At 68.4% G+C, this 18,932-nt stretch carries 22 protein-coding genes; 14 read left to right on the top strand and 8 right to left on the bottom strand.

Features of this window, described 5'->3' with window-relative positions:
• Positions 1–326 (top strand): VOC family protein (locus tag ABGB01_RS44830; protein WP_347780354.1); only part of this gene is annotated, 326 nt, incomplete at its 5' end.
• Between the two features lie 173 nt (positions 327–499).
• Here the strand turns inward: ABGB01_RS44830 and ABGB01_RS44835 are convergent.
• Both ABGB01_RS44835 and ABGB01_RS44840 read right to left on the bottom strand, forming a co-directional pair.
• Positions 500–670: a hypothetical protein gene (locus ABGB01_RS44835; protein WP_347780356.1), complete on the bottom strand. Its 171-nt coding sequence runs from the start codon at positions 668–670 to the stop codon at positions 500–502.
• Between the two features lie 90 nt (positions 671–760).
• The gene (locus ABGB01_RS44840) at positions 761–1,726 is read right to left on the bottom strand and encodes a YafY family protein (RefSeq protein WP_347780358.1); all 966 of its coding nucleotides are present in this window, start codon (positions 1,724–1,726) and stop codon (positions 761–763) included.
• A 225-nt stretch (positions 1,727–1,951) separates the two neighbouring features.
• Here ABGB01_RS44840 and ABGB01_RS44845 point away from each other — a divergent pair, with 225 nt between their 5' ends.
• Complete coding sequence (locus ABGB01_RS44845) at positions 1,952–2,770, top strand: NAD(P)H-binding protein (protein WP_347780360.1); 819 nt, start codon at positions 1,952–1,954, stop codon at positions 2,768–2,770.
• A gap of 178 nt (positions 2,771–2,948) precedes the next feature.
• Here the strand turns inward: ABGB01_RS44845 and ABGB01_RS44850 are convergent, their stop codons facing one another.
• Positions 2,949–3,227, bottom strand: a complete 279-nt coding sequence (locus ABGB01_RS44850; RefSeq protein ID WP_347780362.1) for a hypothetical protein — start codon at positions 3,225–3,227, stop codon at positions 2,949–2,951.
• A gap of 703 nt (positions 3,228–3,930) precedes the next feature.
• On the opposite strand from ABGB01_RS44850, the gene ABGB01_RS44855 reads away from it, so the two are divergent.
• The 5 genes from ABGB01_RS44855 (at position 3,931) to ABGB01_RS44875 (ending at position 7,475) form a co-directional block, all read left to right on the top strand.
• Positions 3,931–4,362 (top strand): hypothetical protein, encoded by a 432-nt coding sequence (locus tag ABGB01_RS44855; RefSeq protein WP_347780363.1) that lies wholly within the window; start codon positions 3,931–3,933, stop codon positions 4,360–4,362.
• Positions 4,363–4,385: 23 nt separating this feature from the next.
• On the top strand, positions 4,386–4,589 hold the full coding sequence (locus tag ABGB01_RS44860) for a helix-turn-helix transcriptional regulator (protein ID WP_347780384.1): 204 nt from the start codon (positions 4,386–4,388) through the stop codon (positions 4,587–4,589).
• Positions 4,586–5,539, top strand: a complete 954-nt coding sequence (locus ABGB01_RS44865; protein WP_347780364.1) for an NAD(P)-dependent alcohol dehydrogenase — start codon at positions 4,586–4,588, stop codon at positions 5,537–5,539. Before ABGB01_RS44860 ends, ABGB01_RS44865 begins: the two co-directional genes overlap by 4 nt.
• Before the next feature lie 482 nt (positions 5,540–6,021).
• Positions 6,022–6,972: a ribose-phosphate pyrophosphokinase gene (locus ABGB01_RS44870; RefSeq protein ID WP_347780365.1), complete on the top strand. Its 951-nt coding sequence runs from the start codon at positions 6,022–6,024 to the stop codon at positions 6,970–6,972.
• A 59-nt stretch (positions 6,973–7,031) separates the two neighbouring features.
• Complete coding sequence (locus ABGB01_RS44875) at positions 7,032–7,475, top strand: DUF2267 domain-containing protein (RefSeq protein WP_347780367.1); 444 nt, start codon at positions 7,032–7,034, stop codon at positions 7,473–7,475.
• On the opposite strand, the gene ABGB01_RS44880 is transcribed toward ABGB01_RS44875, so the two are convergent.
• The gene (locus tag ABGB01_RS44880; protein ID WP_347780368.1) at positions 7,462–7,620 is read right to left on the bottom strand and encodes a hypothetical protein; all 159 of its coding nucleotides are present in this window, start codon (positions 7,618–7,620) and stop codon (positions 7,462–7,464) included. The genes ABGB01_RS44875 and ABGB01_RS44880 overlap by 14 nt on opposite strands.
• A gap of 56 nt (positions 7,621–7,676) precedes the next feature.
• On the opposite strand from ABGB01_RS44880, the gene ABGB01_RS44885 reads away from it, so the two are divergent.
• Complete coding sequence (locus ABGB01_RS44885) at positions 7,677–8,477, top strand: universal stress protein (RefSeq protein WP_347780370.1); 801 nt, start codon at positions 7,677–7,679, stop codon at positions 8,475–8,477.
• Between the two features lie 21 nt (positions 8,478–8,498).
• Here ABGB01_RS44885 and ABGB01_RS44890 read toward each other — a convergent pair whose 3' ends face one another.
• Together ABGB01_RS44890 and fbp are read right to left on the bottom strand one after the other, a co-directional pair.
• Positions 8,499–9,368, bottom strand: coding sequence for a universal stress protein (locus tag ABGB01_RS44890; RefSeq protein ID WP_347780371.1), 870 nt, complete (start codon positions 9,366–9,368; stop codon positions 8,499–8,501).
• A gap of 120 nt (positions 9,369–9,488) precedes the next feature.
• The gene (fbp, locus tag ABGB01_RS44895; RefSeq protein ID WP_347780373.1) at positions 9,489–10,616 is read right to left on the bottom strand and encodes a fructose-1,6-bisphosphate aldolase/phosphatase; all 1,128 of its coding nucleotides are present in this window, start codon (positions 10,614–10,616) and stop codon (positions 9,489–9,491) included.
• A 327-nt stretch (positions 10,617–10,943) separates the two neighbouring features.
• Here fbp and ABGB01_RS44900 point away from each other — a divergent pair, with 327 nt between their 5' ends.
• The 5 genes from ABGB01_RS44900 (at position 10,944) to ABGB01_RS44920 (ending at position 15,523) form a co-directional block, all read left to right on the top strand.
• Entirely contained in the window at positions 10,944–11,645 is a 702-nt protein-coding gene (locus ABGB01_RS44900) for a CBS domain-containing protein (RefSeq protein WP_347780374.1), read from the top strand.
• A gap of 245 nt (positions 11,646–11,890) precedes the next feature.
• A complete protein-coding gene (pdhA, locus tag ABGB01_RS44905; RefSeq protein ID WP_347780376.1) occupies positions 11,891–12,916 on the top strand; it encodes a pyruvate dehydrogenase (acetyl-transferring) E1 component subunit alpha in 1,026 nt (341 codons plus the stop codon).
• On the top strand, positions 12,913–13,890 hold the full coding sequence (locus tag ABGB01_RS44910) for a pyruvate dehydrogenase complex E1 component subunit beta (RefSeq protein ID WP_347780377.1): 978 nt from the start codon (positions 12,913–12,915) through the stop codon (positions 13,888–13,890). The genes pdhA and ABGB01_RS44910 overlap by 4 nt, the downstream gene beginning before the upstream one ends.
• Positions 13,887–15,275 (top strand): dihydrolipoamide acetyltransferase family protein, encoded by a 1,389-nt coding sequence (locus ABGB01_RS44915; protein WP_347780378.1) that lies wholly within the window; start codon positions 13,887–13,889, stop codon positions 15,273–15,275. The genes ABGB01_RS44910 and ABGB01_RS44915 overlap by 4 nt, the downstream gene beginning before the upstream one ends.
• Positions 15,272–15,523 carry a hypothetical protein gene (locus tag ABGB01_RS44920; protein ID WP_347780379.1) on the top strand — a complete coding sequence of 84 codons (252 nt, stop codon included), beginning with the start codon at positions 15,272–15,274 and terminating at the stop codon, positions 15,521–15,523. Before ABGB01_RS44915 ends, ABGB01_RS44920 begins: the two co-directional genes overlap by 4 nt.
• Positions 15,524–15,531: 8 nt before the next feature.
• On the opposite strand, the gene acsA is transcribed toward ABGB01_RS44920, so the two are convergent.
• Both acsA and ABGB01_RS44930 read right to left on the bottom strand, forming a co-directional pair.
• Positions 15,532–17,487 (bottom strand): acetate--CoA ligase, encoded by a 1,956-nt coding sequence (gene acsA / locus ABGB01_RS44925; RefSeq protein WP_347780380.1) that lies wholly within the window; start codon positions 17,485–17,487, stop codon positions 15,532–15,534.
• Positions 17,488–17,650: 163 nt separating this feature from the next.
• On the bottom strand, positions 17,651–17,863 hold the full coding sequence (locus tag ABGB01_RS44930) for a DUF1918 domain-containing protein (RefSeq protein ID WP_347780382.1): 213 nt from the start codon (positions 17,861–17,863) through the stop codon (positions 17,651–17,653).
• Between the two features lie 419 nt (positions 17,864–18,282).
• On the opposite strand from ABGB01_RS44930, the gene ABGB01_RS44935 reads away from it, so the two are divergent.
• Positions 18,283–18,717 (top strand): CBS domain-containing protein, encoded by a 435-nt coding sequence (locus ABGB01_RS44935; protein WP_347780383.1) that lies wholly within the window; start codon positions 18,283–18,285, stop codon positions 18,715–18,717.
• Positions 18,718–18,932 lie beyond the last annotated feature (215 nt).

Consider the following 18,932-nt stretch of genomic DNA (forward strand, 5'->3'; position numbering starts at 1 on the left):
AGTACGACGCCACCGTGGCCTTCTACCGCGACACCCTGGGCTTCGACGTCAAAGAAGACGACGTCTCCTACGCTCCGACCGTCTCGAGAACTCATTCGGTGCGGTTCGGACCCAACACGCTGTGGCTGGACTGTGTCGACAACTACAGCCGGCCCGACCTGTGGCTGCAGCTGCACACCGATGACCTGGACGCGGCAGCGGCCAGACTGGCCGACATCGGTATCCACCCGTGTGACGAGGTCGAGCCCCTGGAGAGTCTCGATTCCCGAACCCACTGGATCAAGAACCCGGCCGGTGTCGTGCATCTGCTCGCGGAGTCCGGCTGAGCCCGATGTCGCGATGAGGCATTCCAACGACGTGAGCAGCCCCGCCACTTCTCAGGAGAAGCGGCCGGGGCTCTCTCAGCTCCTACCGCGTGATCGGAGGCTGCCTAGGGTGGACCTTCTCGTCCTGGAGCTTCCGGCCTTACTGGACAGCCCGATGATCAGCCCGGGGACGGTCACGATGACGCATTGGCAATATTCCAGTCCAGTTCGTCAAGCAGTCCGGGGTTCCAGGGAACCTCATAGCCGGGATGAAACCCCGCTGGGTGAGCGGCAAGATGAAGCGCGATCAGGTTCACCACTGCATACAGCAAAGGAGCGGCCAGGGCGCACAGCCGAGCGGACAAGGCGCGCAAGGTTCATGGTCTGATCAGGGAATGTGCGCCTGGTTTCGTCGCCACCGCCCGGTTCTGCGCCCCTGAAGGCCGTTGCGCGGGTCACGGAGGCTCTTGGGTGCCGGCGGTGAGGCGTCGTCCCCAGGCGCGCATGTAGGCGATGGCTTCCGGTGGGCCGTGGACCACAACGGGGGCGTCGAGCGCTCCGATGCAGAAGGTGGCCCAGTCCAGGGAGTCGGCGGCGATCTCCACCCGGCACGAGGTGTCGTCGATGGGTTCCACCGTCCCGTAGTGCGCGATCTCCTCCCGCACCCGTTCGGCCGGGGCCCCGACCGTGGCGCGGACGGGATACCTGGCGGGCATCGCCCCGATCCGGGCGCGTACGTACTCGACGGGATCGTCGGCGGGGAGGGGGCGGGGGGCGAACGTCGTGCCGGTGCGGCTCGCATCACCGATGCGGTCGACGCGGAAGGTGCGCCAGTCGGCCCGGTCGAGGTCCCAGGCGATGAGGTACAGGCGGTTCTCGACGCGGACGATGTGGTGCGGGTGGACTGTCCTGGCCGCGGTCTGACCGGTGCGGCTGCGGTAAGCGAACTCCACCGTCTCGGTGTCGCGGCAGGCCAGGGCGAGGGTCGTCAACGAGGCGACATCGGTGATGCCCACGCGTGCCGCGGGGTTTCGCGCCGGGACGGCGACGGCGCGGAGGCTGTCGATGCGGCGTCGGATCCGCACGGGAAGCACCTGGACGATCTTGGCCATGGCGCTCAGCGCGGCGTCGGCTGACATCAGGGAGGGGCCGGAGGTGATCTCTTGGAGCCCCATGACGATGGCGGCGGCCTCGTCCTCGCTGAGTACCAGGGGCGGGAGCGAGGCGCCGGGGCTGAGTTGGTAGCCGCCGCCGGTGCCCCGCGTGGCGGTGATCGGATACCCGAGCTCCTGGAGCCTGTCGATGTCGCGGCGGAGCGTGCGCTGGCTGACGCTGAGGCGGCGCGCGAGCTCGTGGCTGGGCCAATGGCGCCGGTTCTGCAGCAGTCCGAGGAGTTCGAGGGCGCGGGTGCCGGTCGACATGAGCCCACTCTAGGGCGACTTGTGGACATATATCGGCCACAAGCCCGGTGATGATGGGAACCGCCACCGAAGCGGGAATGGAGCGTACGCCGACACATGATCAGCACTGCCAATCTGTCCCGGAGTTTCCGGGCTCCCGACGGCGATGAGGTCCGCGCCGTCCTCGGGCTTCGCGCCCTGCGCGCCAGCACCGACTGACAACACCGCACGAAAGGACTCACGAACATGCGCATTCTCGTCACCGGAGCGACCGGCCAGGTCGGGCGGCACCTCGTCGCGCAACTCCACGAAGCCGGACACCACGTCCGCGCACTCTCCCGCACCCCCGCCAAAGCCGACCTCCCGACCGGTGTCGAGGTGGTGGCGGGCGAGCTCACCGATGCCGCCACGCTCGGAGCAGCCTTCGAGGGGGTCGACGCGATCCACCTGATCACCTTCGGCGGCGACGACGACCTGACCAACGGCTCCGAGATCATCGACCTCGCCGCACGCCACGGCATCACCCGGGCCACGGTCCTCAGCGGCTGGTCGCCCACCAGTATCGAGAGCGCCCTGGAGTCCAGTGCGATCCGCTGGACTCTGCTGCAGCCGACGGAGTTCATGTGCAACGCCCTCGAATGGGCCGATGAGATCCGCTCCCAGGGCACCGTGTCCATGCTCGCCACGTTCCCCAGCGCGATGGTGCATGAGGCCGACATCGCCGCCGTGGCGGCCACCGCGCTCACCCACGGGGGCCACGAGGGTCGGAGCTACCCGATCACCGGGCCCGAAGCCCTTACCCCGGCGGAACGCACCCGGATCATCGCCGAGGCCACCGGGCAGGACATCGCCTTCGTGCACCTGAGCGAGGACGCGGAGCGCGCCCGGCTGCGCGGCTACGGATACGACGAGGACTACGTGGAGTTCGGAATCCAACTGGCCACGAACCCGCCCGAGGCCGGCGGTGTGGTCCTGCCCACCGTCGAGGACGTCACCGGCACGCCAGCGCTAACCTTCGCCCAGTGGGCGCGGGAACACGCTGAACGGTTCCGCACCGCGCCCTGACCCAGGCGTGAACCTCTGTCCAGACACTTGTATTGGGCGTCGTGGAATCTGGCGTGGGGCGGCCAGGCCGGGTTGAAGGCGTGTTGTGCCGCCAGGTCGGGGATGACGAGGTCGGCGAGCACGGCGCTGACCGTCGTGATCGCTGCGACGGCAATGATCAGGATTCGTGGGAGGGGCATCAGATCGTCCAGGTGTAGGCGGGGGTGAGTGAGCGATCGAAGAGCACGTTCGGGAGGAGAGGAAGGACCGCGTCTCGCAGCGCGGTCAGCGGCGTGGAGGTCCAGTGCGCGGCGGCGCCGACCTGGCGGGATCGGCGGACGATCAGCTGGGTGCGCGGCCTGCGGGCGTGGTCGTAGGCCTCCAGCCCCGCACGTACGCCTAGGGCGTCCACCGCCTGCGCGAGCGTGACCGCGTCCTCGAGCGCCTGGCAGGCGCCCTGCCCCAGGTTGGGGGTCATGGCGTGGGCCGCGTCGCCGAGAACGGCGACGTTTCCGCAGGCCGATGTGGGAGCCGGCCGGGGCGTTGGCCATCACGTAGCAGTAGACGCGGCCGTCGGGCATCGGCACGTGCCCGAATCGTTCGCCCCTGCCCCACGTTTCCGCGCTCCCCTCGACTGGCTGAGGTGGGGCGATGAGACGCCAGGGGGTGTAGCCGACGTAGCGTGGCCCGGGCAGGCCGGGCCAGAGGGAACGCCGGGTCACGCTGTGCACGCCGTCGGCGCCCGCTACGAGATCGGCGGTGGAGGTGCCGCCGCTGTGGTGGACCGTGCCGTCGGGCTGTATGTGCTGTACGTCGATGCCGGGCCGTAGAGCCTCGGGCGGAACGGCTGCTCGCAGCAGGTCGACCAGAGCGGCTCGGTGCACGGTCACCCACGGGCCGAAGCGGCGCTGGAGGCTGTCGACGTCGTTGCGGATCAGCCAGTCCCCGCGGCTGCTGCGGATGCCCGCTCCACAGCTTCTCCTTATGACCTCTACCGCACCGTCGAGCTGCGGCGGACCTGGCCGTCACCGGTGCCTCGACCTGGCCGCCGCCCTCGGCGCCGACGACGCACAGCCGTACCGGGCACCATGGCGTCGCCGACCATGTAAAAAAACTTTGACATGGTGTCCGGTGCGCTTTACCTTGAGTGATGTCAGCTTTGTTTTACATGAGGAGCGGGCATGGCCTTCGAGGAGAAACGCGCCTGGGTGATGATCATGGTCACCGTCGGCGCGTACACGATCTACCTGACGACCGTCCTGGGCCGGGCCGGCGGTGGCCCGCTTGCCGACGTCGCCTACGCGGGAGTTCTGCTGGGGACCATCGGCGGCGCCATCGTCGCCGCGATCGTGGCCAACATCGCGCTGGCCATCGTGGGCGGCCAGGGCGCCGACCGAACTGACGAGCGCGACCGTGAGATCAACCATGTCAGTGAGCGCATCGGGCAGTCGATCGTCGTCATCGGCGCGCTCGCCGCACTGCTCATGGCCGTCGCCGAACTGCGCCACTTCTGGATCGCCAACGCCGTCTACCTGGCGTTCGTGCTGTCCGCGGGGCTCAGCTCGGTTGCCAAGATCATGGCGTACCGCAAGGGCGGCTTCCAGACGTGGTGAAGCCGACGCAGGTCACCAACACGATCCGGGCCCTGCGGTTCGCGCACGGCGAGATGACCCAGGCCGAGCTGGCCGACCGGGTCGGCGTCACCCGCCAGACCATCATCGCGATCGAACAGGGCCGCTACTCCCCCTCGCTGGAGATGGCGTTCCGCATCGCCCGGGTGTTCCGGGTCGGGCTCGACGACGTGTTCCAGTACCCCGACACCGAAGGAGGCCCCTCATGAGGGCGATCGTCCAGGACGAGTACGGCCCACCGCACACGCTGAGCCTCGGCGAGGTCCCGACCCCGACGCCCGGCGCCGACGATGTGCTGATCCGGGTGCACGCGGCCGGCGTCGACTACGGCGTGTGGCACGTGATGACCGGGCTGCCGCTCATCGGCCGCCTCGGCTTCGGCCTGCGCCGGCCCCGCAACCGTGTGCCGGGCATGGACGTGGCCGGCGTCGTGGAGTCCGTCGGCGCCAACGTGGCCGCGTTACGCCCCGGCGACGAGGTGTACGGCGCGGCGACCGGCACGTACGCGCAGTTCGCGCTCGCCCGCCCGGGCAAGCTCGCCCGCAAGCCCGCCAACCTGAGCTTCACCGAAGCGGCGGCCGTACCCGCGTCAGGGGTGACCGCGTTGCGGGCCGTCGGCCAGGTCACCGCCGGAGCGAAAGTGCTGGTCATCGGCGCCGGCGGCGGAGTGGGCAGCTTCGCGACGCAGCTCGCGGTCGCACGCGGCGCCCACGTCACCGGCGTGTGCAGCACGGCCAAGGCCGACCTCGTCCGGTCGCTGGGCGCCCAGGCCGTCATCGACTACACGCGCGAGCCGCTCACCGGGACGTACGACGTGATCATCGACATCGCGGGCCTCCGGCCGCTGGCCCTGCTGCGCGGGCTGCTCTCCGAGCGCGGTCGGCTCGTCATCATCGGCGGGGAGGGCGGCGGTCGGTGGTTCGGCGGGCTCGGCCGGCTGGTGGCCGCCCGGCTGATCACTCCGTTCACGCTCCGGCGCCTGGACGCGCTGATCGCGCTGACCCGCACGGCCGACCTTGACGCGCTGCGCGACCTCATCGAGGCCGGGTCCGTACGACCGGCCGTCGGACGCACGTACTCCCTGGCGGAGGCCTCCACCGCGGTGGGCGACCTGGCGGCGGGCAACGCGCCGGGAAAGCTCGTCATCACGGTCGACTGACCCCCGGGGTGTCGGGATCAACAACCTGCGGCGAGTTCCGGCAGAGGTGCATGCGATGACGGTCGACAGCCTCGAGATGACGGCTGACAGTCGGCCGCGAGGAGGCCGGGAACGCACCGTTTGGTAGATGGACGACTGGGCCGCCAATGATTCAATCTCACCAATATCCGGCAAAAGGTGACAAACGAGCGCCTTCTCCCCGGGCGGGGACGCATCTTTCGGGCCGAGGTCCAGGAGAGCACCCGCAAAACGCGGTGTCCGCAACATCCGCAGGGGGAGGTAGGCGGTATGTTCGACGACCGCCGGGACGCGGGCGCTCGTTTCGGCGTGCGCATGCGAGACCCTCACCATCGAGGCGGGCGCGGACGTCCAGCGGGTGCTGGACACGATGGCGAACATCGGATTCACCGGTCGGTAGGTAACCAGTGGCGATGCTCTCGTACCCGGCCTGATGTCCCGCTACAGGCGGAGGTGGAACAACGATGACTCTCCAGATCGTGGCGGGAACGGCCAATCCTGCCCTGGCCGGTTCTGCCGCCGGCGTGCTGGGCATCGAGCCGGCCACGACGGTGGTGGAGCGGTTTCCCGACGGCGAGCTCCGCCCTGTCGTGGATGGACTGCGGGGCGCTGACGTCTACCTGATCCAGCCCACGAGTCCGCCGGTCAACGAGCACGTGATGGAGCTGCTGTTGCTGGTCGACGCCTGCCGCCGCGCAGGTGCCGAGCGGATCACCGCGGTCATACCGTACTTCGGGTATGCCCGCCAGGACCGTCGTGGCCGGGCCGGGCAGGCCATCGGGGTCCGCGTCGTCGCCAACGCGCTCGCTTCTGCCGGCACGTGGCGCCTGATCGTCGTGGATCCGCACACGTCTGCGCTGGAGGCCATCTGCGCGGTTCAGGTCGAGATGCTAACGGCTGTGCCATTCCTTGCCCGCCAACTTGGTACGGGGCCGCTCGGCGAGCAGGCGTGGGAGGGCACCGTGGTGGTGGCGCCTGATCTCGGCGCGGTCAAACTGGCCGAGCACTACGGCCGGTTGTTGTCACGGCCTGTGGCGGTGATCCGCAAGACCCGGCTGAGCGGGACGAGCGTGATCGCCGAGGAACTGGTGGGAGACGTCCGTGATCGTCCGGTAATTGTCGTTGACGACATGATCAGTACCGGCGGCACGATCGCGGCCGCGGCGGAGGCCGTGCTCGACCATGGCGCCGCGCCGGAGATCGTCGTGGTGGCAACGCACGGGTTGTTCGTGGAGCCGGCCATGGAGCGCCTCGGTCGCACCACGATCCAACAGGTCCTGGTCACCGACACCGTCGAGCAGTTGACCGCCCCGGAAATGCCGCACAGCGTGTGCTCGGTGGCTCCGCTGCTGGCCGATGCCATCGGGCGCCTGCACCGTGACGAGTCGCTGGACGATCTGCTGGCCCGGACCTGACGATCCTGTGCCGGCCCGCGCGCTCAAGCCGAGAAGAGAAGACGACATCTGGAGGGATGATGCCACACACACGCGTGCAGAGCATCGATCACACCGTCCAGACCACCCATCGGTGGCTGGCCGACCTCGCTGACGTGATCGGCACCGAGGACCGGGACTTCGCCCAGCGGGTGCTGAAGACTTGGCTGCACACGGTCAGGGACGGCCTGACCGTGGACAGCGCGGCCCACTTCGCCGCGCAGCTACCCGACCTGCTCCGCGGCGTGTACTACAACGGCTGGGATCCCAGCAGCGTACCGATCCGCCGGAGCCGGCAGGAATTCATCGAACACTTCGCCCGCTCGGGCCGTATCGCCCTCAACGACGTCCCCGCACTCGCCCACCAGGTCACGGAGTTCCTCTGCAGTGAGATCTCAGAGCCGGCGGTCATGCACGTCCTCAACCGGCTTCCGCAGGACGTACGCGCCCTGTTGCGGCCTGCGGAACCGATCAGGAAAGGCTGATCGCGACGTCCGAACCGATCATCGCGGCCGTGGACGGATCCCGGGCAGCGCCGGCCGCAGTGTTGTGGGCGGCCGACGACGCGGCTCGACGCGCATGCGGCTTGTAAATCGTCCATGTCGTGGCGCCGCCGGTCGTCGTCGCCATCGACAAGCGGGTGCGTCCTCAGATCATGTGACGACCCACCGGATGGGGGTCCGGCTATGAAACGCATCATCGTGGGATTCGACGGCTCGCATGGAGCTGCCACGGCGCTCGGCTGGGCGGTGGCTGAGGCTCGCCTGCACCAGGCCGAACTCCTGCCGTGGACGGTCCTGCCGGAGCAGACGGCGGCAACCGCCGGCGCCGACACGGTGCCCGATGCCATGCGGCAGGCCGTCAAGGACATCACCCTGGGCTTCCCCGCCGAGTTGCGCTTCGGCCGTGGCGGTCCCGCGGCCGAGCTCACCGCCGCCTGCACCGACGCCGATTTGCTGGTCGTCGGATCGCGGGGCCGCACCCAGCTTGCCGCTCTGCTGCTGGGATCGGTCAGCAGGGCGTGCCTGTACCAGGCACCCTGCACGGTGGCCATCGTCCCGGACCTGCCACACCCTTCGCGCCCGCACGACCGGCTGATCGTCGCGCTGGACGGGTCGCCACACTCCCGCCACGCCCTGCGCCTGGCGGCCGAAGAGGCCACGCTGCGCGGTGCCGAGCTGCACGCCGTCCACGCCGTGTATTGGGACCCTCTAGGCGTCGAAGTGCTCGCTCCCGACGTCGGCGACCTTGTGGCCTGGGGGGAGCGTCTGCTGGCCGGTGACCTGGCCGAGGCCGAGGTCGAGGCCCGGCCTGTCGTGGTCCATGGGCACCCCGCCGAGGTGCTCACACGGCTGGGGGCCGAGGCCGACCTGCTCGTCCTCGGTTCACGCGGCCACAACCGGTTGGCGGGCATGCTGCTGGGATCCACCAGCGACTACTGCGCTCAGCACGCCCCCTGCCCGGTCATGATCACCCGCCTCCCGTGACGTGACCGACCCGCGCCTGAGTCATGCGGGAGTGGCGGTCTCGTGGGCGCGGACCACCGCGACATTGCAGCGTGCGTGGTGCAGAACGCCCCGGCTGACCGAGCCGAGGACGATGGAACCGATCGCGCTCCTGCCATGCGAGCCCACGACCAGCAGATCAGCCTGGTCGCCTGCGGCGGCGAGCGTCTCGACAGGGTGGGCGCACCGTACGTCCGCGATCACCTGGACCTGCGGACATCGCTCCCGCCACGGTGCGAGTTGTTCCTCGGCGACCTGCTGATGGACCTCTCGCAACGCTTCGAAGTCACAGGAGAAGCCAGTGGTCAGGCCGAACGGCAACGACCAGGCGTACACCGCCCGCAATGTACTGCCGCGCAGCACGGCTTGCCGGAAGGCGTAGGCCAGGGCGGGCTCGCACGCAGGGGAGCCATCGTGGCCGGCGACGATCTCACCATGCACCGTCGTGGTTTCCGCCTTGACCACGACCACCGGGCCCGGCACCTGACCCGCGACGTTCATGCTGACAGAGCCGAGCACGGCCCCGGCGAAGCCGCCCAGCCCTCTGCTGCCGACCACCAGTTCGGTCGCATCGCCGGCCTGCTCGCGAAGGGCGGCCGCCGGCGTTCCGGTCAGTAGCTTGGTGCTCACCTCGACGGTTGGCTGGCGTTCACGCACGATCTCCTCGGCTTCGTCCAGGGTCTTTCGCGCGTTCGTCATCAGTGACTCTCGCCACTCGGGTCCGCCGACCTGCGGGACCTGGTAGGGCCAGGTTTCCACCACGCAGACGATACGCAGAGGCACATGCATCCGCAGGGCGTCGTCGGCCGCCCATGCCACGGCATGGAATCCGGCCTCCGAGCCATCGACGCCCACGACGATCACATCAGACATCGCCTATCACCTCCTTTGCTCCATTCCCGCGGCAGATGGGCTGGCAGGGCCAGAAATCCCAAAAAGTGGAAATGACCTGGTGGTGGGAACCCGACCGGATGCTCCCGGTCAGCGTTCCTCTCAGCTCCGGCTCGCCCCCGTCGTGGCGAGCTCGGTGGTGATCGGAGTCCAGCGGCCCGCGAGTTTCTTTGTGAGGACGGCCATGGTGGTGTATTCCAGGTCCTCCAGCGGGAGCCGGTGCGGTTCGAACGGGCCGTGGCGGCGGAAGTAGTCCATGGCCTCGTTGGCCTGCTGGCGTGCCCGGTCGAAGGCGGGGTCGGCGAACAGGTCACGAGGGCCGATGAGCTTGCCGTCATGGATCTGGAAGCCCAGAGCCGCCACGCGCGGTGGCCCGTCGAACCGGGACGGGTGGGCGTGACCGGTGGACACGGGCATGAGCGGCGCGTGGTGCGAGCCGCGCATGCAGCCGGCGACCCCGTAGGCGAAGGTGAAGGGCTCCAGCACCTCGCCGACCGCGGGTAGCCCGGACTGGGCGCGGACGATCATCACCGGGTCGTCCTTGCCGACGTACTTGCCGGCGATGAGTGACAGGCGCTGGGTGCTGGTGGCGGCCGCGGTCTCTGCCAGCGTCTTGGAACGGACGCTGTGAATGACGTAGCGAGCCGGGGCACCGATGTACATCAGCATGTTGTACAGGTCGTCCGGGCAGTCGAAGTCGATCCGCTTCTCCTCGAACAGGTCATAGACCTCGAAGGTGAAGCCGGCGTGCATCTTCTGGTCGATGACCAGGCCCGCGGTGTTGAACGGGTCGGCGAACATCTTGTACAGCGGCAGGTTCCACGCGCCCGGTTCGGTCTTGTCGGCCAGAAAACAGATCACCGGCTCCGATGGCCGCTCCTCGAACTCGAGTTCTGCGTAGCCGGGACCCATGCCACGCAGGTTGCCGGAAAAGGCGTCCGACAGCAGGTCCTGACCCGCGCCGTACAGGCCGAGGCTCTTCGCGATATGGGTGGTGGCCTGGAAGGTGTCCCAGGCGAAGGAATGGATCAGGTCCGCGTCCGGCCCATAGGTGTGGGTCATGATGAGCGAGATGTCATCACCGCAGCTGTCCACGTGCCCATCGATGAGCAGTCCCGATTTGATGGCTCGGGTCACCTCGCGGCGGGCCTCGGCCATCATGTCCGGATGTACGGCAGTGTGACCGACGAACCCTCCGGTGTCGGCCTTGATGATACTGAGAGTGACCATGTTGATCGCCTCCTGCTCCCTCTTTCTTCAGTCTTGAAGTGGACGCTTCGTCCTAATAGGGGATTAAGTCCCTCGGAGTGGAGGACTTCCGTAATCGGGATGCCGGGACGGACAGCTTCACCTACCTGTCGGGGGGCACATGTCGCGGGTATCGTCCGTGATCGCCGACGTGAGCCGGGCTTGAGCTCGTCCGGCGACTTGCGCAGGTAGCCGGACGTCGCACTGACGAACGACGGCGCAAGTGAGGACTTCGGGCCCTACCGACCTGGTCCTGTCCATGTGTGGGATGGAGTTGCGAGCGATCGCGGATGTGAGGAGATGGGACACATGCGCGTCAAGGTAAGCGACGTCATGACCAGGGAGGTCGCGTCGGTCAATGGGAGCACGCCGTTCAAGGACGTCGCCGGGATCCTCATCGCCCACGCGGTGAGCGCGGTGCCCGTGGTGGACGCCGAGAATCATGTCATCGGTGTCGTGTCCGAGGCGGATCTCCTTCGCAAAGAAGAGTTCCGGGAGCAGTTCTACCGCGAGGGGTATCGGCCACCGCTGCGCGCCCGGCTGCGTGACCGCATGAGCCGTGAGGGGCGAAAGGCCGGCGAGAAGGCACTCGGCGACACGGCGGCCGGGCTCATGACGGCGCCGGCGGTCACGATCGCAGCCGCCGCCACGACTGTCGAGGCGGCACGTCTCATGGAGGAGCGGGGAGTCAAGAGGCTGCCGGTCGTCGATGAGGACGACACGCTGCTGGGCATCGTGAGCCGCTACGACCTGCTCAAGGTTTTTGTCCGGCAGGACGGGGACATCGCCCGAGAGGTGCGCGAAGACGTCCTCGACGGCAGCCTGTGGGTGGACACCGACGACATCCACATCAGGGTCGAAAGGGGCGTCGTGACGCTCAGCGGGTCCGTGGACCGCCGTAGCGACGCGGAGATCGCCGCGCGGATGATCCAGCGGGTCAACGGCGTGGTCGATGTGATCGACAAGCTGGAGTGGAAGGAGAACGACACGCTCAGGCGGGGCGGACGATAGCGCTTCACGGGCGTCGTCCTCCATGGTCCGCTGCCGGCGGTGAGCCGTGCCAACGCCGATTCACCCCGGCGCCACGGGGAAGGGTTCAGCGGGAGGAGACCAGCACGTAGTCGCAGGTCAGAGCCCATAGACCCGACGTGGGGATGTGGTCCTCACCACCGAGCCGTCCCCGCCGTTCCCGATGGAGGGCGCAGTGCACGCCCCGCGGTGAGGTCTCCACGCAGGCATGTAGGTGAGGAAGGCTCATGACACGCAGAGACAGAGCGCGGACCACCCCGCATCGCGAGTTGCTGCACCAGATGCTGCGCATCCGCCGGTTCGAAGAGCGCTGCGTCGAGCTGTACAGCAGCGAGAAGATCCGCGGGTTCATGCACCTGTACATCGGGGAGGAGGCTGTGGCGGCCGGGGTGTGCCAGGCACTCGCCCCGGGTGACGCGGTCGTGTCGACCTATCGGGAGCACGGCCACGCGCTCGTCCGCGGGGTGCCGGCCACGGCGATCATGGCCGAGATGTACGGCAAGGCCACCGGCTGCAGCCGAGGCCGGGGTGGCTCCATGCACATCTTCGATGCTGCCCGAGGTTTCTACGGCGGCAATGCGATCGTCGGCGGCGGCCTTCCCCTCGCGGTCGGGCTCGCCCTCGCCGACAAGTTCTTCGGGCGCAACCGGGTGACCGCGTGCTTCTTCGGCGACGGCGCCGTTGCCGAAGGCGAGTTCCACGAGTGCGTCAACCTCGCAGCCCTCTGGCGGCTGCCGGTGCTGTTCGCCTGCGAGAACAACCTGTACGCGATGGGCACCGCGCTGGCGAAATCTCATGCCGAGACCGATCTGGCGCTCCGCGCGGCAGGCTATGACGTCGCGGCCTGGCCGGTGGACGGCATGGACGTACTGGCTGTCGCCGATGCGGCGAGCAGGGCCGCCGAGTCGATCCGGGCCGGGGCCGGGCCGCACTTCCTGGAACTGCGCACCTATCGGTTCCGCGCGCACTCGATGTACGACCCCGAGCACTATCGCGACAAGGCCGAAGTCGAGCAGTGGAAGCAACGCGACCCGATCGACGCCCTCATCACCCGGATGAAGGCAGCGCGGGAGTTCACCGACGACGATCTCGCCGTGCTGGAGAAGGACGTGGCCGAAGAGATCGATCAAGCGGTCGCCTTCGCCGAGCAGGCACCGCTCGAACCGGTGGAGGATCTCACCACGTTCGTCTACAGCCCGAGGCCGCCGGCGAGCGGCATGATGCCCGCCAGGCCGGGGAAGGCGGCGTCGTGACTGAGGCCACGACCACGTATCGCGAGGCCATGAGGGAGGCGATCCGCGAGGCTATGCGCCACGACGAGCGCGTCTTTCTCATGGGCGAGGACGTCGGAGCCTACGGCGGCTGCTTCGCGGTCAGCCTGGGCCTGCTGGAGGAGTTCGGCCCGGAACGCATCCGCGACACCCCGCTGTCGGAGGCGGCGTTCGTGGGCGCCGGGATCGGGGCGGCGATGGGCGGCATGCGCCCGATCGTGGAGATCATGACGGTCAACTTCAGCCTGCTGGCCCTTGACCAGATTCTCAACAACGCCGCGACGCTCCTGCACATGTCCGGAGGCCAGCTCAATGTCCCGCTGGTGATCCGGATGACCACCGGGGCCGGCAGGCAACTCGCCGCCCAGCATTCGCACAGCCTGGAAGGCTGGTACGCGCACATCCCCGGGCTGAAGATCCTGGCGCCCGCGACGCTGGAGGACGCCCGCGGCATGCTCTGGCCGGCTCTGCAGGACCCCGACCCCGTCCTGATCTTCGAGCACGGCTCGCTGTACAACGTGTCGGGGGTGCTGCGTCCCGGCCCTGTTGACATCGTTCGTGCCGCGCAACGGCGCTCTGGCGAGCACGTCACGTTGATCGGTTATGGCGGCACTGTGGCGAAGGTGCTGTCGGCCGCCGACGAACTGGCCGCCGAGGACATCGAGGCGGACGTGATCGACCTGCGTGTCCTGCGCCCTCTCGACGACGCCACACTCATGGAGTCGGTCAGCCGGACGCACCGGGTCGTCATCGTGGACGAAGGCTGGCGCTCGGGCAGCCTGTCGGCCGAGATCGGAACGCGCATCGTCGAGCAGGCCTTCTACGAGCTGGACGCGCCGATCGCGCGGGTGTGCACCGCCGAGGTTCCCATCCCCTATGCCCGTCACCTGGAAGAAGCCGCCATTCCCCAGGTGCCCGCGATCGTCACGGCGGCGCGAGGGGTGCTCGCCTCGTGACGGGCGAACCATCGGAGTTCCGGATGCCCTCGCTCGGCGCCGACATGGAGTCCGGTACCGTCACCGAGTGGCTGGTCCAGCCCGGAGACCAGGTCCGCAAGGGCGACATCATCGCGGTCATCGACACCGACAAGGCCCTGATCGAGGTCGAGTCGTTCCACACCGGGGTGGTGGACAGCCTGCTGGTGGGCGCCGGCGAGCGTGTCCCGGTCGGCACGCCTCTCGCCCGGATCACCGGCGCCGAGGCCGCGGCCGGGACGCGCTCGCCGGCTCGAAGACCGCCGCCCGCCCGGGCAGAGCCGCGGGCACCGGCTCCGGAAGGCCCACCCGCACCGGCCGGGAGAGCGCAGCCGCGACCAGAACCGGCGCCGGAGCCCGGCCCCGCGCCCCCGCCGCCCGTCACCTCACCCATCGTGCGGCACCTCGCCGAGCAGCGCGGGCTGGACCTGGCGGCCGTGCACGGCACCGGCCCGGGCGGGCGGGTGACCCGCGCGGACGTCGAGCACGCCGAACGCCGGGTGAGGGCATCACCGCTGGCCCGAAGGCTGGCCCGGGAACTCGGCTTGAACCTCACCGAAGTCCACGGCACAGGACTCGCGGGGGCGATCCGTGCCGCTGACGTCCGTGCAGCCGCGCCGCAGGAGGCCGTAGGGCTAACCACGGCTCAGCCGGCGGCACCCACGCGCGAGCCCGCCGCAGGAGAGCCCGACGTGGAACTCCGCCGAGATGCGATGCGCCAGGCGATCGCGCGGGCGATGGCCAAGTCGAAACGGGAGATCCCGCACTACTACCTGAGCACGACCGTCGACCTGAACGCCGCGCTCACGTGGCTGCGCGAGCGCAACAGGGATCTGCCGGTGTCTCAGCGGATGCTCCCCGTCGCGCTGCTCCTCAAAGCAGCCGCCCGAGCCGCCAGGCAGGTCCCGGAGCTCAACGGCTTCTGGATCGACGACGCCTTCGTGCCGGGCGACGGAGTACACGTGGGGGTGGCGATCTCGCTCAAGGGCGGCGGCCTGATCGCGCCCGCCCTGCATGACGTCGCCGAACGCGACCTCGGCGACGTCATGGCCGCTCTGCGGGATCTGGTCGCCAGGTCGCGCGCCGGGCGGCTGCGGGGAGCGGAGATGACCGAGGCGACCGTGACCGTCACCGATCTGGGAGACCTGGGGGTGGAGTCGGTCAACGGCGTGATCTACCCACCGCAAGTGGCGCTCGTCGGCTTCGGCAAGATCCTCGAACGTCCCTGGGCCGTCGATGGCCTGCTCGGTGTCCGGCCCGTGGTCACCGTCACGCTCGCCGCCGACCATCGCGCCACCGACGGCTTCACCGGTGCCCGGTTCCTCACCGCCGTCGAACGGCTGCTCAACCGTCCGGAGGAACTATGACGCCGCAGCAGGCACGAGAGCTTGTCGAGCTCGCGCTGGTCCAGGTCGCGCCGGATGCCGATCTGGCGGCTCTGCCGCCGGATGCCGACTTCCGTGACATCCTCGAACTGGACTCGCTCGACTTCCTCGGTTTCGTGGAGACGTTGAGCGACATCAGCGGCTACCGCATCGAGGAAGACGACTACCCCGCCTTCTCCAGCGTGGTCAGCGGGGCCCGGTTCCTGGCCGCGCACGCCGGGACGAAATGAGCACGCGCTCACGGGGCAGGGCGTTCCAAGGTCGAGGTATCGCCCTCGGGCATGCCCAGCTCGCGAGCTTTGAGCAGGCGGCGCATGACCTTTCCACTACGGGTGTGCGGCAGATCCTGGTCGAAAGCGATCTCCTTGGGGGCGACCGCGCCCAAGCGGCGACGGGCGAAAGCGATCAGCTCCAGCCGGAGCGCATCGGCCGGCTCGTAGCCGGCGTTGAGGGACACGAAGGCCTTCACCAGCTCGCCCGCCACCGGATCGGGCTTGCCTATCACACCCGCCTCGGCGACCGCGGGATGTTCCATCAGCACCGACTCGACCTCGAACGGCCCAATGAGGTGGCCGGCAGACTTGATCACATCGTCTGCCCGTGCGACGAACCAGAAATATCCATCCTCATCCTTGCGGGCGATGTCGCCTGACAGGTACCAGCCTCCGGCGAACGCTTCGGCGTATCGCTCCGGATGCCCCAGATAGCCGCGGAACATCGAGGGCCAGCCAGGCCGCAGGGCGAGTTCCCCTTCGGCCTCAGCGTCCGCGATCACCCGTACGTGCCCGCTGACGACGCGCGCACGGCCGTCCTCGCCGCGTTCGAGCAACGCCGCTTCGATTCCGGGTACGGGTCGGCCCATGGAGCCTGGTTTGATGTCCATCGCCGCATAGTTGCTGATCATGATGGCACCGGTCTCGGTCTGCCACCAGTTGTCGTGGACTGGCTGGCCGAGCGCCCGCGCGCCCCAGACCGTCACCTCGGGGTTGAGCGGTTCCCCCACGCTGGCGATGAACCGCAGCCTGGACAGGTCGTATTCGCGGGGCAGAGCGTCGCCCTGGCGCATGAGCATGCGCAACGCGGTCGGCGAGGTGTACCACACGGTCACGTGCTGGTCCTGCAACGTGCGATACCAGCGCCGCGCGCCGAACTCGCCTGCGTCGACCACGAGGGTGAGTCCGAAGGTGAGGGGCGCGATGACGCCGTACGACATGCCGGTGACCCAGCCGGGGTCGGCAGTGCACCAGAAGACGTCCGACGGACGCAGGTCAAGGGCGTACATCGCGGTCATACGGTGCGCGACCAGGGCGTCGTGCACGTGAATCGCGCCCTTCGGCGTTCCGGTGGTGCCGCTGGTGAAGTGGAGCAGCGCCATGTCCTCGGGGTCTGTGGGCGGGATCTCGAACTCGCCGCTCGCCTCTGTCATGAGCTCGCTCAGGAGCAGGGTGCCCTCAGGGGCGGGGCCGTCACCCGTGACCAGCACCTGCTTCAGGCCAGGCAGCGACTCGCGAATGACGGCGATCTTGCGCGTGTACAGCTCCGGGGTGGTCACGAGCACCCGTCCCTCCCCGAGGCGTAGCCGCTCACAGATCGGCTCGGGGCCGAAGGCGGGAAACAGCGGAGAGAGCACGCTGAGGTTCTTCATCGTCCCCATGACCGTGACATACAGCTCAGGCACCCGGCCGAGCAGCGTGAACACCCGGTCCCCTTTTCCGATCTCCAAGCCCCGCAGCACGTTGGCGAAGCGGTTCGTCGCGCCATGCAGATCCCGGTAGGTCAGTTCAGTCACCCGACCTTCCCTACCGATGCAACACAGCGCCACGTGGTCACACCGGGGCCCATCGAGGTGACGGTCAACAGCCTCGTATGCCATGTTCAGCCCGTGGCCGCCGGGCGGGCCGTGGAAGAACGCTCTCCGAGCCGCGTGCCAGGAGAACTCACGATATTCAGCCTCATAGTCGATCAGGTTGGGCGTGACGGCCTGACGCCCGGTCTTACGGATGGGATCCCACGTCATCACAGGCTCCTTCTCGACCGCGTTGGGTGATCCACCCTCGTCGTCACCGTGGCTCGAAAGACCCTGCTGCTCCGGGACGTCCCGCCCTGTACCTGGCGCGGAAGGCGCCGCCGAGGCGTTGCCCCTGCGGGCCGGCGCGGTTCTCCCAGTGCACCGGCCAAAGGTTCGCGCCGCCATCACAGGGCCGGCTGCTGGGCGAGAGCGTCGTCCCCGGGGCAGAGGCGATCCGGATGGCGAGCTGAGCCAGAGCGTTGCATGTGTGAAGCCCGACCGGTGGCAGAACGGAGGAGAGACACCTGCACCAGGGCGACCCGCTTGTCCGGTCTTTTGTGCTAATCGGTCATGGTCTTTGCGATCCGCTTTCGAGGTGCTCGATATGGGCGTCCGGGCCTGGATAGACGAGCGTCTCGTGCTCATGCTCGTTCTCGAGCCAGCGGACGACGTAGGGCGGTGTTCCGTCGCTGTGATGCAGGGCGACGATGATGCCGACGCGGCGTGGCTCGCCTTGGTGGGCGCCTTGGACCACGAGCCGGTCTCCGACTGCTGCTTTCATCGCTGTTCCTTCCGGTTCAGGTCCCGCTGGTCTCGGCCGTGGCACGTTCGGCCGTCATCGGGGTCGAGCGGTCGGCGAGTCCTTGGTGAGGACGGTCATGGTGATACCCCTGAGCAAACCGTCCTTTTAGTCCGTATTCATGAGCTTTCTTCCCATCTAGGGCATTAGTGCACCTGTGTACACCTCCAGGAAATTGGCGGCGGGCCCCCCTTTCACCTGCAGTGACCTAGCCGTGCCGGGTGCGGGCGGCCTCGGCAGGGGGGCGCTCTGCGGAGCGTGGTGTCCCGTCGCGTTGATACTCCCGCTGGGCTGACCGAGGGAGGACCTTTACCCACTTCGGCAGACCAACCTCAACACTTCGGCGAGCAAGGGGGTACGAGCAGGTGAGAGCGCTTCATGCCGCGTTCGGGAGGCGAGCGATGGACATAAAGGAAACCGGAAGAAGAGCCCGGGACGTGATGCATGAGGGAGTTCAGTGCATCGGCGAACACGAGAGTCTGCGCGTCGCCTCACAAATGATGTGCGATCTCGGTGTTGGCGCACTACCCATCTGCGGGGACGACGACCGGCTCAAGGGGATCATCACTGACCGGGACATCGTGGTCCTGTGCTGCGCCCATGGCAAGGACATCGACCAGATCACCGCGGGGGAACTGGCTCGTGGACTGGTGTGGGTGGACGCCGACGCCGACCTGGAGGAGGCGTTGTTCAAGATGGAGCAGCACCACATCAAGCGCCTGCCGGTTCTTGAGGGCCACCGCCTTGCCGGCATCATCAGCGAGGCCGACCTCGCCAAAGAACTCCCGGACAGCAAGCTTGCCGAGTTCGTTCACCGCGTCTACGCCCTCGACTGACACCCCGCCTCCACTGCCGGGAAAGCGGGCGCCGACGACCGATCCGGGGCGACCCATGTACGGCGAGGAGCTGCAAGCTCGGTCGTTCACGACTCTGTTGGCCGATTCCGGTTGATGATCCCCAGTTCGGGAGGGAGGCTGGGAACACCGGGCCGCGAGAACATGGAGGAGTTCCGTCATGTCTCTGCGTCCCCAGCCCGCTCGCGACGTTCCCG

It is taken from the genome of Nonomuraea sp. B5E05 (genome assembly GCF_039880665.1).
Taxonomy (GTDB): domain Bacteria; phylum Actinomycetota; class Actinomycetes; order Streptosporangiales; family Streptosporangiaceae; genus Nonomuraea.

Excerpts from the sequence above, each read along its gene's own strand:
- acsA (WP_347780380.1), bottom strand. The coding sequence starts at position 17,487 with ATGGCGGCGCGAACCTTTGGCCGGTGCACTGGGAGAACCGCGCCGGCC.
- ABGB01_RS44850 (WP_347780362.1), bottom strand. The coding sequence starts at position 3,227 with ATGACCCCCAACCTGGGGCAGGGCGCCTGCCAGGCGCTCGAGGACGCG.
- ABGB01_RS44890 (WP_347780371.1), bottom strand. The coding sequence starts at position 9,368 with ATGTCTGATGTGATCGTCGTGGGCGTCGATGGCTCGGAGGCCGGATTC.
- ABGB01_RS44875 (WP_347780367.1), top strand. The coding sequence starts at position 7,032 with ATGCCACACACACGCGTGCAGAGCATCGATCACACCGTCCAGACCACC.
- ABGB01_RS44880 (WP_347780368.1), bottom strand. The coding sequence starts at position 7,620 with ATGGCGACGACGACCGGCGGCGCCACGACATGGACGATTTACAAGCCG.
- ABGB01_RS44930 (WP_347780382.1), bottom strand. The coding sequence starts at position 17,863 with ATGAAAGCAGCAGTCGGAGACCGGCTCGTGGTCCAAGGCGCCCACCAA.
- ABGB01_RS44855 (WP_347780363.1), top strand. The coding sequence starts at position 3,931 with ATGGCCTTCGAGGAGAAACGCGCCTGGGTGATGATCATGGTCACCGTC.
- ABGB01_RS44870 (WP_347780365.1), top strand. The coding sequence starts at position 6,022 with ATGACTCTCCAGATCGTGGCGGGAACGGCCAATCCTGCCCTGGCCGGT.
- ABGB01_RS44935 (WP_347780383.1), top strand. The coding sequence starts at position 18,283 with ATGGACATAAAGGAAACCGGAAGAAGAGCCCGGGACGTGATGCATGAG.
- fbp (WP_347780373.1), bottom strand. The coding sequence starts at position 10,616 with ATGGTCACTCTCAGTATCATCAAGGCCGACACCGGAGGGTTCGTCGGT.
- ABGB01_RS44900 (WP_347780374.1), top strand. The coding sequence starts at position 10,944 with ATGCGCGTCAAGGTAAGCGACGTCATGACCAGGGAGGTCGCGTCGGTC.
- ABGB01_RS44845 (WP_347780360.1), top strand. The coding sequence starts at position 1,952 with ATGCGCATTCTCGTCACCGGAGCGACCGGCCAGGTCGGGCGGCACCTC.
- ABGB01_RS44885 (WP_347780370.1), top strand. The coding sequence starts at position 7,677 with ATGAAACGCATCATCGTGGGATTCGACGGCTCGCATGGAGCTGCCACG.
- ABGB01_RS44920 (WP_347780379.1), top strand. The coding sequence starts at position 15,272 with ATGACGCCGCAGCAGGCACGAGAGCTTGTCGAGCTCGCGCTGGTCCAG.
- ABGB01_RS44840 (WP_347780358.1), bottom strand. The coding sequence starts at position 1,726 with ATGTCGACCGGCACCCGCGCCCTCGAACTCCTCGGACTGCTGCAGAAC.
- pdhA (WP_347780376.1), top strand. The coding sequence starts at position 11,891 with ATGACACGCAGAGACAGAGCGCGGACCACCCCGCATCGCGAGTTGCTG.
- ABGB01_RS44865 (WP_347780364.1), top strand. The coding sequence starts at position 4,586 with ATGAGGGCGATCGTCCAGGACGAGTACGGCCCACCGCACACGCTGAGC.